At 58.9% G+C, this 14,652-nt stretch carries 17 protein-coding genes; 7 read left to right on the forward strand and 10 right to left on the reverse strand.

Annotated elements, in window-relative coordinates:
• Nucleotides 1-54: 54 nt before the first annotated feature.
• The 6 genes from HMPREF2656_RS10205 to HMPREF2656_RS10230 form a co-directional block, all read right to left on the reverse strand.
• On the reverse strand, nt 55-810 hold the full coding sequence (locus tag HMPREF2656_RS10205; protein WP_070483094.1) for an iron ABC transporter ATP-binding protein: 756 nt from the start codon (nt 808-810) through the stop codon (nt 55-57).
• Nucleotides 807-1,808: an iron chelate uptake ABC transporter family permease subunit gene (locus HMPREF2656_RS10210; RefSeq protein WP_070816650.1), complete on the reverse strand. Its 1,002-nt coding sequence runs from the start codon at nt 1,806-1,808 to the stop codon at nt 807-809. The genes HMPREF2656_RS10205 and HMPREF2656_RS10210 overlap by 4 nt, the downstream gene beginning before the upstream one ends.
• Nucleotides 1,801-2,778, reverse strand: a complete 978-nt coding sequence (locus HMPREF2656_RS10215; RefSeq protein WP_070816651.1) for an ABC transporter permease — start codon at nt 2,776-2,778, stop codon at nt 1,801-1,803. Before HMPREF2656_RS10215 ends, HMPREF2656_RS10210 begins: the two co-directional genes overlap by 8 nt.
• A 7-nt stretch (nt 2,779-2,785) precedes the next feature.
• Nucleotides 2,786-3,814: a siderophore ABC transporter substrate-binding protein gene (locus HMPREF2656_RS10220; RefSeq protein ID WP_070614454.1), complete on the reverse strand. Its 1,029-nt coding sequence runs from the start codon at nt 3,812-3,814 to the stop codon at nt 2,786-2,788.
• A 185-nt stretch (nt 3,815-3,999) separates the two neighbouring features.
• Nucleotides 4,000-4,557 (reverse strand): META domain-containing protein, encoded by a 558-nt coding sequence (locus tag HMPREF2656_RS10225; RefSeq protein WP_167617522.1) that lies wholly within the window; start codon nt 4,555-4,557, stop codon nt 4,000-4,002.
• A 52-nt stretch (nt 4,558-4,609) separates the two neighbouring features.
• Nucleotides 4,610-5,164 (reverse strand): META domain-containing protein, encoded by a 555-nt coding sequence (locus HMPREF2656_RS10230; protein ID WP_070771111.1) that lies wholly within the window; start codon nt 5,162-5,164, stop codon nt 4,610-4,612.
• A gap of 155 nt (nt 5,165-5,319) precedes the next feature.
• Between HMPREF2656_RS10230 and HMPREF2656_RS10235 the strand changes: the two genes are divergently transcribed.
• Nucleotides 5,320-6,387, forward strand: coding sequence for an LLM class flavin-dependent oxidoreductase (locus HMPREF2656_RS10235; protein WP_070568969.1), 1,068 nt, complete (start codon nt 5,320-5,322; stop codon nt 6,385-6,387).
• Between the two features lie 316 nt (nt 6,388-6,703).
• Here HMPREF2656_RS10235 and HMPREF2656_RS10240 read toward each other — a convergent pair whose 3' ends face one another.
• Nucleotides 6,704-7,024 (reverse strand): hypothetical protein, encoded by a 321-nt coding sequence (locus HMPREF2656_RS10240; RefSeq protein WP_070816654.1) that lies wholly within the window; start codon nt 7,022-7,024, stop codon nt 6,704-6,706.
• 690 nt (nt 7,025-7,714) lie between these two features.
• Between HMPREF2656_RS10240 and HMPREF2656_RS10245 the strand changes: the two genes are divergently transcribed.
• Nucleotides 7,715-8,095 carry a hypothetical protein gene (locus HMPREF2656_RS10245; RefSeq protein WP_070816656.1) on the forward strand — a complete coding sequence of 127 codons (381 nt, stop codon included), beginning with the start codon at nt 7,715-7,717 and terminating at the stop codon, nt 8,093-8,095.
• A gap of 134 nt (nt 8,096-8,229) precedes the next feature.
• Here the strand turns inward: HMPREF2656_RS10245 and HMPREF2656_RS10250 are convergent, their stop codons facing one another.
• From HMPREF2656_RS10250 to HMPREF2656_RS10260, 3 genes are all read right to left on the reverse strand, one after another.
• Entirely contained in the window at nt 8,230-8,889 is a 660-nt protein-coding gene (locus HMPREF2656_RS10250) for a capsid assembly scaffolding protein Gp46 family protein (protein WP_070816657.1), read from the reverse strand.
• Between the two features lie 91 nt (nt 8,890-8,980).
• Nucleotides 8,981-9,301, reverse strand: coding sequence for a hypothetical protein (locus HMPREF2656_RS10255; RefSeq protein ID WP_141761073.1), 321 nt, complete (start codon nt 9,299-9,301; stop codon nt 8,981-8,983).
• A 2-nt stretch (nt 9,302-9,303) separates the two neighbouring features.
• Nucleotides 9,304-10,878, reverse strand: a complete 1,575-nt coding sequence (locus HMPREF2656_RS10260; protein WP_141761074.1) for a hypothetical protein — start codon at nt 10,876-10,878, stop codon at nt 9,304-9,306.
• 177 nt (nt 10,879-11,055) lie between these two features.
• Between HMPREF2656_RS10260 and HMPREF2656_RS10265 the strand changes: the two genes are divergently transcribed.
• From HMPREF2656_RS10265 to rhuM, 5 genes are all read left to right on the forward strand, one after another.
• Nucleotides 11,056-11,382, forward strand: a complete 327-nt coding sequence (locus HMPREF2656_RS10265; protein WP_141761075.1) for a hypothetical protein — start codon at nt 11,056-11,058, stop codon at nt 11,380-11,382.
• A gap of 149 nt (nt 11,383-11,531) precedes the next feature.
• Nucleotides 11,532-12,095 carry a hypothetical protein gene (locus HMPREF2656_RS10270; protein WP_070816665.1) on the forward strand — a complete coding sequence of 188 codons (564 nt, stop codon included), beginning with the start codon at nt 11,532-11,534 and terminating at the stop codon, nt 12,093-12,095.
• 14 nt (nt 12,096-12,109) lie between these two features.
• Complete coding sequence (locus HMPREF2656_RS10275) at nt 12,110-13,138, forward strand: XRE family transcriptional regulator (RefSeq protein ID WP_070816666.1); 1,029 nt, start codon at nt 12,110-12,112, stop codon at nt 13,136-13,138.
• Nucleotides 13,139-13,147: 9 nt separating this feature from the next.
• Nucleotides 13,148-13,555, forward strand: a complete 408-nt coding sequence (locus HMPREF2656_RS10280; protein WP_070816668.1) for an ImmA/IrrE family metallo-endopeptidase — start codon at nt 13,148-13,150, stop codon at nt 13,553-13,555.
• A 1-nt stretch (nt 13,556) separates the two neighbouring features.
• Nucleotides 13,557-14,543, forward strand: a complete 987-nt coding sequence (rhuM, locus tag HMPREF2656_RS10285) for a RhuM family protein (protein ID WP_070816669.1) — start codon at nt 13,557-13,559, stop codon at nt 14,541-14,543.
• Nucleotides 14,544-14,652: the final 109 nt, after the last annotated feature.

Consider the following 14,652-nt stretch of genomic DNA (forward strand, 5'->3'; position numbering starts at 1 on the left):
GAAGATATAACCACGAACTCACAAACAACACAAATCCGCAGTACAGCGTAGGTTTTAGTGATAACACGCAATAGGTCCATGCGGACCTTCAATAACCTCCACCGGAGTATTGAAGATGGAGCTCAGCAGACTGTCGCGCATGATCTCGTCAACCGCACCAAAGGCGGCAACTTCCCCGTCCTTTACTGCGCAGATGTAGTCCGCGTAGCGTGCGGCGAAGTTGATGTCGTGCAGAACGATCACGATGGTTCGGCCAAACTCGCGGGATGCGGAGTGCAGGTGCTTCATCATCTCTACGGAGTGGGAGATGTCGAGGTTGTTCAGGGGCTCGTCGAGAAGCACATAGTTCGTTTCCTGGCTAAGCACCATCGCAACGTAGGCGCGCTGACGCTGACCACCGGAGAGCTGGTCGAGGAAGCGATTCTCCAGCTCGCGCAGGCCGAGGAAGTCGATGTAGCGCGAGACGATCTCTTCATCTTCGGGGGTCAGGCGCCCACCCGAGTACGGGAAGCGGCCGAAGCCGACGAGTTGGCGCACGGTCAGGCGGGTCACAAAGTGGTTTTCCTGACGCAGGATGGACACGACTTTGGCCAGGTCCTTCGAGCGCGCCGAGGTGACGTCCATGCCTGCAACTTCGATGTGACCGGAATCGAGGTCGAGGAGCCTGCCGATCATCGTCAGTAGGGTCGACTTACCTGCACCGTTCGGGCCGACGAGGGCGGTTATGCCGCCTTCGGGGATGTCCAGGGTGACCGGTCCGATGTCAACACTGCTGCTGTAGGCCTTGCGGACTTCTTTGAGTTGAATCACAGGCGTCCCTTTCTCAAAATCACGATTAGGAAGGTCAGGCCACCGACCAGTTCGATGATGATGGAGACCACGCCTTGTGCGTAGAAGATGTGGTTCATCACAAAGTACGCACCCGACAGGATGCAGTATCCGAGCAGCATCGCCATGGGGAAGACGTAGCGGTGGTCGTAGGTATCCGCGGCTTGGTACGCGAGTGTGGCCACGAGGAAGCCGAGGAAGGTCATCGGGCCGACCAGCGCGGTCGATACCGCTATGAGGATGGCCACCAGCACGAGCGTGTAAATCGCGTGCTTTTTATGGTCTACGCCAAGGTTCATCGACACGTCGCGGCCCAGAGACAGGACGTTGAGCGCGCGCGAGTTGAAGATCAGTAGTCCCGCCGCCACGATGACCAGCGGGATTGCCAACGGGTAGTACTCCGGGTCGGCGTTGTTCACGGAACCAAACAGGCGCGCGGTGAGCACGTCGAACTCGCTGGGTGTGAGCATGCGCTGCATAAACGTAGATACTGCACCCAGTCCCCCGCCGAGCACGATGCCGACCAGCAGCATGGCGTGCATGTCGGGGTTGTTGCCGGCGAGCAGCCAGGTGTATAGCACCAGGCTGAGCCCGATCATGAGCACAAGCTGGATGACAAACATCTGCAAGGTGTGGGCGTTAATCAGCCCTGCTGCGCCGAGAAAGTACACGGTTGAGGTGTGGATAGCGACGTAGAGCGATTCGAACCCCATGATGGACGGGGTGAGAATTCGGTTGTTTGTCACCGTTTGAAACGCCACGGTCGCTGTCGCTTGGCATACAGCCACGATTGCCATCGCGATCACCGCGTTCATGCGACGTTGCGCGATCAGCCAGTAGCCGGTGGACCCGAACTCCATCGGGTTGCCGTACGCGAGCAGCCCCGCGGTAAATAGCAGTGCGGCCACCGCAAGCGCGCCGATAATAATCCAGTAGCGCTTTTTGCTTGTCGACGACTGGAACGCCCCGATCTCACGCATTCCGGCTCCGCCTCACAATCATGGCGATAAACACCGCGGCGCCGACAACGCCGAGGATGACGGACACGGGCATTTCGAATGGCGCGATGATCGTGCGGCCGATGAGGTCGCACACCGTTACCACTCCAATGCCGGTAAGGCAGACCCATGGCAGGTTGGAGCGGAGGTCGTCGCCACGCAACATGCTCACAATGTTCGGCACAATCAGGCCCAAGAATGGCAGATTGCCCACGACAACCGTGACCACGCCGGCGGCCACCGCGACCAAGCTGGTGCCGACGAGCACGATGCGGTTGTAATTCAGGCCAACGTTGGTGGCCACGTCTTCGCCGAGGCCGGCCACGGTGAGCCGGTCGGCGTAGAAGAACACGGCGATGACCACGAACAGCACGATCCACAACACCTCGTACTGCCCCGCGATCACGCTGGTGAACGAGCCCGCAAACCACACGCCGAGCGATTGCAACAGGTCGGCCTGCAGCGCCCAATAGGTGGAGACTGCGCTGACCACGGCGCCGAGCATGATGCCGACGATCGGCACGATCAGGCTGGAGCGCAGCGTGACCTTGCGCAGGAAGACGAAAAACACCATCGTGCCCACGAATGCGAAGCCGACGGCGAGCAGCATGCGCGTCATGATCGTGCCGTTGGGAAAGAACACGAACGACGCGAGCAGGCCAAGGCCGGCCCATTCGGTGGTGCCGGTGGTGGTCGGCTCGACGAAGCGGTTCTGGGTGAGCATCTGCATGATCAACCCACTCATCGCCATCGCCGCGCCGGCGAGCACCAACGCGATGGTGCGCGGGACGCGGGTAGTACGGAACATGGCCCAGCCGTCGTCGCTATTCAAAATGTCGTACTGCCCCACCGCAAGCGAGGTCAGCAGCAGTAAAACGACAACGACAACACCCACCCCAAGCTTCCAATCGAGAAGCTTGGGGCGGGTGGTGGTCGCAGTTGGATGTGTCATTCAGGGGTTACTTTGCAGCCTCGAACTTGTCTGCCAGATCGTTGAGGATCTCGGTGTAGGTGAGGATGGATTCGTTGGTGTAGGTGTCCTTCGGTGCCACGTAGACGTGGTTTTCCTTCACCGCGGTAACGTTCTGCAGCGCGGCAGAGTCGTTGATCACGGACAGAGCCTCCGGGGAATCCTTGGCGGACTTGATCGCTGCATCGCGGTCGAGAGCGAAGATCCAGAACGGGTTCGCGTCAGCGATTGCCTCGACGGAGATGTCATCACCCTTGTGGTCGTTAGAGGCGTTCTCCACCTGAAGCGCCGGAGTGAAGCCGATCAGGTCGAACAGCGGGCCCCACATGCGGCCGACGCCCGGTGCGACGTAGCCGATCTCGCCACCGGAAACGTTCACGGCCATGACGGTCTGGTCCGGGTTGTAGGCGGTGCGGGCGCGCTCGACAGCCTCGGTGAACTCCTTGACGGTCTGCTCAGCCTCGGCCTGCTTGCCAAAGATGTCGCCAAGTGCCAGGGTCTGGCGGATGAGCTCGCGGTCAAACGGCTCGCCGTCGCGCGGCTCGAACTCGACGAGCGTAGCGTTCGGAACCAGCTTCTCAATTTCCTCGTCGTACTTGCGGAAGCGCTGGCCAGAGACGATCACATCCGGGTCAGCGGCCACGATGGCCTCGAGGTTCGGCTCCTTGTGGTTGCCGATGTTGACAATGCTCTCATCGTCCGCGATACCCGGAATGGTGTTCGGGACGAGGTCGCGCGCTGCTGCGACCGGCTTAACGCCCCAGGAGTCCAGGAGCTCGAAGGTGCGGTTGTCCAGAGCGACGACGCGCTGCGGGTTTGCCGGCACTTCCTTCTCGCCGTAGTTGTCGGTCACCTTGACGGTGTCACCGTCGGTGGTGGCGGAGGAGGAGGCAGCCTCGGAGGTGGCTACTGCAGAGGTGGTGGTCTCAGCGGCCTGCTCGGAATTGGAGCAAGCGCCGAGGGTCAGCGAGCCTGCGGCTGCGAGGGCGATCAGCGCGGTGCGCGGGAAACGGATCATTGTCGTCCTTCCAGACTTAGGTAAGGGTTACCTGGAACATATTAGGGTAGCCATACTTAAAGTCAACCGGCACCCCGGTTTCCGCCCATTTAGACTACAAAACTGTGTTGTAAATGGCCGAGGTGGGGTCGTCGCAAAGCAAAAAGCCCCAGGATGACCTGGAGCTTTGCAGTCTGTCGCGATTGCTAATCGACGACACGCACCGGCAACTTCACAAACTCAATCGATTGCCCCTGCGCCGCCAGCGCAAGCGTGGACGGATCGACCTGGAACACCGCCGGGCCGGCGCGCAGGATCGTCTTTAGATCATTCGCGGCAACCTCCGCACCCGGAGGGCACGCCATGCGAGTCTCGTTGAGGTCACCGACGCGCAACCTGCCGGTCGTATCCACCTGGTAGGTGGAGTTACCCGCGTTGCAGCCATCGTTGTAGGTCAGCGTGCCGTCCGGGCGGAAATCAACGGTGACCTTGTCATTGTTCTTGGCACGCAAGGTGGTGTCCAGTGCGGGCTGGACTTGGTCGTTAGGCAACTGCGTCGCGCCTTCCGCAAGCGGAACCATCAGCCCAGTGCCAGCGGGCTGCTGCCCCGCCGGGTTAGAAAACAGGGAGGAACTCATCTGGACAAACTGGTCAATGCTGCTCGAGCGCTCCTGCGCGCCAGCCGTGCCGACACCAAGGGTGCCGCCGGCCAGGGCCGCGAGCGCGGTTGCAATGGACAATGTTTTCTGAGTCTTGATACCCATGCCCCACACGGTAGCGGCCGGATTCGCGGGTTCAAGGGGTTTCATGGGATGCCTATGCAACTCCAAGAAACTCAATCATCTTGCCTTGGGCGCCAAGGGCGATGGTGTCGTCGTTAAGTTTGTACACAGCGGGACCCGCTCGCAGGATCGACTTCAGTTCATCGGACTTGTTCATGCGGGTTGGGTCGCAAAGACGCTGGGTCTCAGCGAACGTGCCCACCTTCACCCCACCGCGGGCGTTGACCTTGTAGGTCGCGTTGCCGACGTTGCAGCCGTCGTCGTAATTGAGCCGGCCCTGCGGAGTGAACGTCAGGGTGATCGCGGCATCTTCCTTCGCCTGCAGCGGCTGTGCGAGAGCTTCCTTTGCATCCTTTGCTGCCAGTGGCTTGGCGTCCTTCGGCAGATCCTTCAGCAACATGCCTCCCTTATTGCCCAGCACGGCGCCGGTGTAGGTGTCCCAACCCTTCTGCACCAACTGGTCCAGGTTCGGGTTGGCCGACGAGAGCTGCGCTACCTGTGCGTGCGCGGTGCCAGCACCAATGAAGCCGCCGGCGAGGGCGGCTAGGGCGGTTGCAGCGGACAACGTCTTCGCAGTCTTTGAAATCATGCGCACGACCGTAGCGCCGGGCTGTGGTCGCGCCAAGGGATTTAATAAACCTTTTAAGCTCCTCCAATACAACGTTGAGGCCGTTTTTCGGTTGCGCTGCTCGGCACAGGCTATGATATTTGTTGATATGTCACATAACTCATCTGGAGGACCCCATGAAAGCATTCGGTTTCTTGAGCTTCGGGCACTACGCCATCGGCGGCCAACGCGGCCCCTCGGCAGAAAAGGTAGCGAGAATCCACCTCGAGATCGCCAAAGCTGCCGACGAGATCGGCGTCAACAACGCATCCTTCCGCGTCCACCACTTCGTCCCGCAAGCCTCCGCCCCGATGCCGCTGCTCGGTGCAGTTGCAGCCTCCACCGAGCGCATCGAAGTTGGCACCGGCGTGATCGACATGCGCTACGAAAACCCGCTCTACCTCGCCGAAGAAGCCGCCTCCCTCTATCAACTCTCCGGCGGCCGCGTCGCCCTTGGCGTATCCCGCGGCGCCCCCGAGGTCGCCGAGCGCGGCTGGGAAGCATTCGGCTACAAGGGCGAAGCGCCGAACGGTGCCGACGTCGCCCGCAACCACCTCGAAACCTTCATGGCCGCCGTCGACGGCCACGGCTTCGCCACCGCCGCGCCCCTCGAGCGCCAGTACCCCAACATGTTCCAGCCCGGCTCCGCCCTGCCGGTCTTCCCCATGGCACCCGAGCTGCGCAAGCACATCTTCTACGGCTCCGGTACCCACGCGTCTGCCGAGCAGACCGCCCGCGACGGCCTGAACCTCATGTCCTCCACCCTGGTTTCCGAGACCACCGCGCAGACACTTGGCGAGATCCAAGTCGACCAAATCAACCGCTACCGCGCAGCTTGGAAGGAAGCCGGCCACGACTGGACCCCGCGCGTGTCCGTGTCCCGGTCCATCTTCCCCATCGTCGACGGCGCCGACATGGCACGCTTCGGCATGCAGGCCTCCGGCTCCGACCAGGTAGGCATGCTTCCCGAGGTCGGCGCCTCCACCTTCGGCCGCACCTACGCCGCCGAGCCGGACAAGCTCATCGAGCAGCTCAAGGCCGACCCTGCCGTCATGGCCGCCGACACCCTTCTGCTCACCATCCCGACCGGCATGGGCGTGGACGTAAACGTAAAGATCCTGGAAAACTTTGCCACCCACGTCGCCCCAGCACTCGGTTGGCAGCCGAACACGGAGGGCCCGGTCACCGGCTACGAGATCGTCTAGCTCCCCTCCGGATTCTGCTAGACGATCTCGCAGTGGACCCGGCGTTTCCCCAGGTCATATTGGGGACAGTTTTCAGTATGGAGCTGATCGTCTGGTTGCCCTCGCGGGGAGCTAGACGATTTGATCGCCAGCAACCATTACTGCCGATCGGTCGTATCAAGGTGTTGCCGAAAGTCGACTCGAACGATTTTCTCCAGCAAACATGCCGTTCACGGTTCTTCGTAATCTCCCCGCCAACAACCACGAACTCCACTGCCAAGTGAGCGCGAAAACCCACCGCGGTGTTGTGACGGATGGAATGTTCTTCGGTAGTCGGCTAGTGCCTGCGATAAAGGTCCATCTCCTCAAGGCTCGGGAGTTTTAACGAAACCACCGGCTCCATTGCTCCAAACGTCCGCGCCAATTCAAAGGCGTCCAAGACCCCTTGCGGGGAATAGAAGTTTTCCTCGAAGTAGATCGGCTCTTCGAAAATCTCAAGGAACTCCCTTTTAGCCTCCGCATTCGTAACAGTTTTTCCTGATCGAACCGCATTAAGGTAAGCCCGCAGAAGGCGCTCTTCACGCTGAGGAGAAAGATAGTTGTTATCAACTACCCCGAGTTCGTCGTTCAGCTGCTCTATGGCTTCACGAAACAACATCTAGACTCCTCTCCATGGTGCATCCACGAGTTCGCCTTCTATGGCTATGGTTCTCACATTAATCTCGGTTACGAGCAAAAAGCGTGGCTTACCGCCACTGAAGCTCCCTGGGTTCTATTCCGCTTCCTTTACAACCCTGTGCGCTCGCTCGGTAAAAGCCTTGACACTCGGCTCTGGGATTGCAGCCGAACACGGAGGGCCCGGTCACCAGCTACGAGATCCTTTAGCTCACCTTGGGATTTAGCTTTTCGATCTCGCAGTGGCCCCGACGTTTCCCCAGGTCATGTTGGGGATGGTCGTCAACATGGCGCTGATCGTCTGGTTGCCCTCACGGGGAGCTAGACGATGTTGCGGAGCTAGACGGTGAACGGCCCCTGCCGTGGGCAACACCACGCGGAATAGACCTACAGATTTTCAACTCAACGGGATTGACTCTCGGCTAAGTCAGAAACCACGACGAGCCGGATACCGGAGCGTTGTCGCCTGGAGCCGCGTAGGCTCCAGAGCTTTTTCTAGCGCGCCCAGAGTGCAAGCAACGTAGCTATTTAGGCATGTTCATTCCGGCAAAACCGCCTGTAACGCCCTCGACCTAAAATCCGATGTATGAACTGACTTCTCCTTCAGGCCTGCCTTGCAAGGATAGTCAGATCATTATCTTCCGTTTTCTTCTCATGATGAAGGGATCTTCGAATGAAGCGTGTCACCGCCACAGCAGTCGCTGTCGCCACCGCACTGACTCTTGTTGCTAACCCGGCTTTTGCTGAGGAGCCGACGACTGGTCAAAAGTCTTCCTCCGAATTGAGTGACCAGGACGCCTTCGACTACGCGAATGAAAAGAGTGACCAGCTCACTGGGCTTGTTCGGAAGGCCGCTGAAAAGAAGACCCGGGAAGAACGCGAGAATGCATTCAAGCCACTGATCTCTTCTGTAAAATCCGATGCTGCTCAAGGCTGGGCTCCCGGCACCACTGCAAATGTGCTGCTAGGCACCGGCATCACTGCAGCTCTGTTGGCAGTGATTGCTATCGTCGCTAACTCCGGTCTGGTTCCGGGGCTGCCGCTGCCGTTCTAATACGCCATTCCTTGGGATCTGCATACGCGCAGTTCCCGCACATACAAGAAAACCCGCTGGCCAAACGGCCAGCGGGTTTGCACTCGGTGGAGCCGCTACCGGCAGGGTTGACTGCGGTGTCGAAAATGAGGTTGTCAAGGATGACAGAACTCTTGCGGAACTCGTCGATGACGGTGGCGTCGTAGTCGTCCTGGGTGTTGAGCTTTGCTTGCTCGCTGCGTTTCCTGCCCCTGGGAGGGGTCGACGGGTTTGCGGTCGAAACCGAGCGCTGTTGCGAGGGCCTTGGCGTCGGCGGCGAGTTCTTCTTCCGTTTCGCCACGCAGCCGGTCCGCCATCTCGGCGGGGAGTTTGGCCTCGGACAAGACCTTGGTGACGAGTTGCTCGCGTGCCCGCTCGGTTTCTGCGGCTTCAAGTTCAGCGATTCGTGCGTTGGCCTTTTCCAGATCGGCTTGCGCACGCTGAAGTTCGGTCATCTTTTCCCGGTCGATTGCGTCAAGCCGTTCCTGAAGTTCGTCGCGGGCTGCTTCGGCGGCCTGGCGCTTATCGCGCTCTGTCGCGAGGTCTTTGAGCACGGCGCGTTTGCTGCCACGCGCGTCGGGGTTGTCATCTTCGCCTTCGTCTTCGCCCGGCGCGGTCTCAGTTGGCTTTTCGACGCCACCGTCCTGGTCTGCGACCTTGGCAGGCTCCTGGGGTGTGTGCTGGCTTGGTGCACTTGTCTGCCCAGTGGCGGCAACTTCGCCCGCATTGGCTTCGGCAGCGAACATGCGCACCCACGGACGTACACGATTCTTCATGTGGATAACTCCTTAAATCACGAAAACCCACCGGTAGGTGGGCATGAAAAAACCCACCACGTGCAGTGATGGGTTTATGGCTTACTGGACTCTACGAATCCCCGTCAGGGAAGAGCGTCTTGATAGATGGAAGGTTCACATCGACAGGCGGCTCCATGGCCGCGAATTGCCGTACGCCGGTGTAAAGAAGTTCAACGGCAGGGATGGTGAAAAGTGAATCATCGAACCACTCGTCGGGGTCTTCCCAAAGCGCAAGATACGACTTTTTTATTTCTTTATCAGGAACAACACCCAGTTCACAGGCATCAACAAAGTCGCCTAACAGATAAACGCTGCGGAGTTCGTTTGCTGGATGCCGGTCCTCCACTCCGAACTCTTCCATCAGATGTTGTTCAGCATCGTATGGGTCCACGATCAGCCTCCTCTCCATGGTTTATCTATCACTTCGCCTGACTTATCAAGTGCTAATACTTTATCACCGTAACGTGGAAATACAGTCGTAAGTTGCCATTCAAAATCGGCACCATCTGAGGTTGGGCCAATGCCTATTTCAACCAGGATGCGATTTCCGTTTCGGTCAACGACTGATTTCTGTACGTTCCATCCTCCGAACTTAGAACGCTCAAGATTTGTAGGATCGCTAAACCCTTCGATTCTTACAGTGCTCAACCATTCGATTAGTTCCGAGTCATTTTGGTCAGGGAAGAAGGTCTTTTCAGTAGCAAGAGTCGCTTGAGGATGTGTCTGCCGAATTGCTTGTATTTCTTCACGTATCGGTGAAAGTTGAGAATACGCATGGCCTCCTCTCACGCGTATGTGACCACTGTTGGTGATTTTCGCAGGCTTTCGCTTTGTAATGTGCTCTACCGGCAATGTCGGGTCAATCGACGGCGCAATCTTCGAAAACTCCTCGAACAGTGCCTGATGTCGCGCGCGAGCCGGGTCAGCAACCAAGTCGCGCACCTTCTCCGGCAATACGCCAGGACGGACAGAGCGAATGTAGCCATGCTTGTACAGCAACTCCACACGATGCTGCTGGTCGCCCTGCGTGCGGCTGATAATCTCCGGAACACTGAGCCGCTGAACACGAGACAAGCCTTTCACAGACCCCTTTGGGCGCCCGTAGTAGTACCGCATCGTCTTCGAGCGCGACGTCGTGCCCATCGTCGTAAACGACTGGCCAGCCGCCGACATCCCCAGCCGACTGTTAACCACCTGGTTGATATCAGCCCCGGCGCGAATCGCTGCAGCACCAGACTTGGTAAAGACCTTGTCTTGATCTGCCGCACTCAACGAGTCCCAGTAGGCCTGAACGTCGAAACCAGGCCCCTCGAAGCGGACGGAACCGTCATCCGGGACTGCAACCTGTGTGCAATCGCACCCTGGATGCCGCAGAAACGGCCTGTCCCAATAGCCGCGCTTGCCTGCCAAGATCGCGCATCGCGCGCAACATGGCGGGTTTGCCATACGAACGTAGAGCGTCTTTGGCCGCATAAGGCCGGCAACTGCTTTCGCCATTCGCTGGGTATCAATCAACGCGGTTTGGGTAATCGTCGCCAGGAGGTGGCCGCCGGCTTCCCATGCTTGGCGATACTCCTGTGGCGTCGGCTCCTCATACAGCGCCAACCGCTCACGAACACGCTTGGCTACTGCACGCGGAATGATCTCCAACGGATCCCCATCCGGCATATACCCGGCAAACGCGTCAGGGTTGAGCATGCCGATCGGACTATCTTGCCAGCCGTTGGCCATCAGTTCCAGGTTCATCGTCTTGTCCACCAGGGCGGCGTTTTCCGCCTGTGCCCTCGCGATCAACTGAACCACCTGGTCGCCAAGCTCACGCTCCCACACGTCGATATCCATCGGAGAAGCCCGAGGCATCAGATCAATGCGCAACTTGCGCAGCGTATGCCGCACAATCTTGGAACGCTCAATAGCCTCCTCCCGCATTTCTGGCGGCAACGCCCGAAATGACCATGTTGTACTCATTTCGTCACACCTCCTGTCTACAGCCCGGCGCGCCAACGCCCCTCGCGGGCCGACGAGGCTTCAAAGTTGCCGCGTCCCACCCTCCTGCGACACGCAAATCGCGGAAGGACCGCTGCCGAGAATGCGATTGCGATTGCTCGCGCGTTCGACGTCTCGCCCGCAGACGCGCTCGTTGAAATGGGATTCCTGAGACCCAGCGAGGTCAACGCCCCGGAAGCACTCGGACGCGCAGAGCGGTCAGAGATTTTCGACGAGATCACCAAGCGTGTGAACGCATCTCCGATGTTCGAGGGCGACTTCGAACTGTCCCTCGACTCGCCGGTGCATATCTCCGAGCCTGCCGACTTGGAGGAGAAGCGCAGGCAGCGCGAGGCTGACGTCGACAAGCAGTTCAAGGGCGCGGACTGGCGCAGCAAACCGAAACCGGGACGAGACGCGTATGCCGCAGACTCGTCCCCATGCGAGCCGCAGATGGGCGACGACGAGTACCACGATCACCCCTAGTTACGTCGACCTACTCGACATGGCCAGCAGGCTCGAGGTGTGGGGAAATCGAAGATTCCAGGCCAAAGGGATAGCCATATAACAGTGCGAGTGATATTTTTACACAAATGCGAAAATATCACTCGCATTGTTATATGAAGGGAGTACCGATGCCCCACCGGCGCCAAGACAACGCATTGCTGCTGCGACGCGTCCACAACGCGATGACAAAGCAGTACGACGACTTACGCGAAGCAGTTGGCCGAGCAGAGGAATACCGCCGTAAACTGCCGTACCGCCACCAACTGAAAGAGTTCCCCAGCCTCGACCGCGATTGCATGCTTGTTGCACTGTACGAACAGTTCCAAGAAACAGGACTCGGCGGTCTCGTGCTTCGCGAACAATCATGGTTTCCCACCCGCCTATGGTTCGAGAATGACGACGCCGTTTTGCTCGTGCGCCGCAAGAACGGTTTCCGCAGTTCCCCGACCGACAACACCGACCAGCCACTCATTGAGAACAAACGCCGCATCGTCTTGTTCTGGGAGTTTCCCAATCCCGGCGCGGACGCGGTCACCGCGTTCTCGATGCAACTGTTCGATGGTGAAGGCAACCTTGAAGAAGCAGTCGAACTGTCCCAGCGCATCCCACTGCACACACCGACCGAGACGATCACCGAAGACAAGTTCCACCCAACACGTGCCGACGATCAAGGGTTTAACTTCGGCAGCTAGAAAGCACCCAATTCATGTCCACTGAAAGCACGAACCTCAAGCACATCAGAATTCTGCTCGGCTATACGCAAGGAGCCTTCGCCGCAGAACTCGGGGTTTCGCAATCAACGCTAAGCAGCGTCGAACGCCAGCAACGCAACCTATCGCCACGGCTCCTGTCTACCGCCCAGTTCGTCACCAAGGCTCCACGCGAGTTCTTCGAAGAACCCATCGACTACTACGAGGCACCCGACCTACGGTTCCGAACAGCACGGCTTGGGCGGGCCGAAACCGAGAAAATCGCGACCGCGTTTTCCATCACCGAGCACTACCTCAAACTCCGCTACCCCGATCAAACCAGCGACTTGCCCGACCTTGAACTGCCGCACGGCCCGCTAGACCAGGTGGCCATTGAGGACGCCGCCGCACGCACACGCGAACACCTCTCACTTAGCCCCGATACCGCCATCGGCAACCTCACAGCAGCACTTCACCAACGCGGCGTCATCGTCACGTCACTGCCGGACCACATCGTCGAAGACACCAACTTCGACGGCGTTTCCACCCCAACGCCTGCTCCGCTTCGCGTCATCGCTCTCAACCGGCAACGCAGCGGCGACCGCTACCGATTCAGCCTCGCCCACGAACTCGGCCACCTCGTCCTACACGCAGCGACCACCCGGCGCGACATCGCAGCGTTAGAGACGGAGGCAAACCAGTTTGCTGGTGCGTTGCTGATGCCTCGCGGGTTGCTTGGCGGGAAGATTACGCCAGAGACCACGCTTGCTGAATATACGAATCTGAAAGCGCAGTGGGGTTGCTCAATCCAGGCGATTGTGCGGCGCGCGCATGAACTCGACCTTATTGATTACAAGCGTTACCGCAGTCTGCGTATGCAGATCTCTGGGCGTGGTTGGCGGGTCAAGGAGCCCGGCGACGTGTTGCTTGAAAACACCTTCGTCGAACCGGTTGATCTGACCCATCTTGCTCCTTCTGCCCATGAGGCAGCGTTGCAACCACGCATTGCCAGTGTGACCCAACTGCCGACGACTCACTCCAAGTAAGGCGCACTAATGTCATCGAAACACGTTGCTTTGCTTGATATGGACACTGCCATCAATGTGTGGGTCGACGTCGACGACGTGGGGTGGCTTTCCCCGCGCGCCAAAGGGGGATGGTTCCCCCAGCACGACCTGATTCTGCTCGCTCCGGGGCTGCACCCGGTTGAGGAACTGTGCACCCTCGCCCACGAACTCGGGCATGCGACTCTCGGCCATACAACTCACGAGAATGGCTGGTTCGCACAGCGCCAAGAGCGAGCCGCCGACAGGTGGGCGGCACGCATGCTTATCTCCCCTGTCGAATGCGAACTTGCGGAACGTCTCTATGGGCCCAGCCCAAACCTGATAGCGCGGGAGCTCGGCGTGACCACGCACATCCTTGCCGCCTGGCAGGACCTCTACGAAAGGACACACGACTGATATGACCCATCCAGACGAAGTAGTCATCTACAACACTGACGACGGCAAGGCACAGGTGCGCCTCCAGGTAGCCGAACACGACGCGTGGCTTACCCAAAAGCAGATGGCGCAACTCTTCGACGTCACCACCTCCGCCATCTCCCACCACATCAAAGAAGTCACGCTGTCGAGGGAAATTGGCGAAGAGTCTACTTTCAAACAACTTTTGAAAGTACCTGGTCAAAACCGGTCAGTAAATCACTACAACCTCGACATGATTATCGCTGTCGGGTACCGCGTCCGCGGTCCACGCGGAAGCCAATTCCGCACATGGGCAACCCAAGTGCTCCGCGAATACCTAGTTAAAGGTTTCGCACTCGATGATCAGCGCCTTAAAAGCGACAACCACGACACCTACTTCGACGAACTGCTAGAGCGGATCCGCGAAATCCGCCTGTCAGAGCGCCAATTCTTCCGCAAGATTTGTGACGTCATCGCCGCCTCCAGTAGCGACTACAACCCCAAGCGCACGGACGTACAACAGTTCTTCGCCTCGATACAGAACAAACTGCACTTTGCAGTACACGGCAAGACCGCTGCCGAGCTCATAATCGCGCGCGCCGACGCTGCTAAGGACAACATGGGCCTGACTAACTGGGACAGTGTCAACGGGCCGAAAACCAAGGATGTCATCGTCGCTAAGAACTACCTCACCGACGACGAACTGCGAGAGATGGCACGACTGACCACGATGTACCTCGACTATGCCGAAGACCGCGCTGATAAACGTCAAGGAATGCTGCTGAGCGACTGGAAAGATCTCACCGACAAATGGCTTGTATTCAACGAACGCGAGGTCCTCACAGGGGCCGGTAGCCGCAGCCACAAACAAGCCACCGACTACGCAATGGAGCAATGGGAAGCCCACAAGCGGACTCTCGACGCCAAAGTAGACGCGAAAGACATGGCCGCACTAGAGGCAGCCGTTCGAGACATGAAGAACAAATAAATGCACCCCGCGGGGCCCGGCAGCCCAGTGAAAACCGCCCCAAATAGGCACGAAGCGCCACCTCGGACCTAACGGGCAACCGCTTTGACAACGTCAGCTGGAATAACGC

This window comes from Corynebacterium sp. HMSC034B08 (assembly GCF_001835805.1).
Lineage (GTDB): Bacteria > Actinomycetota > Actinomycetes > Mycobacteriales > Mycobacteriaceae > Corynebacterium > Corynebacterium coyleae.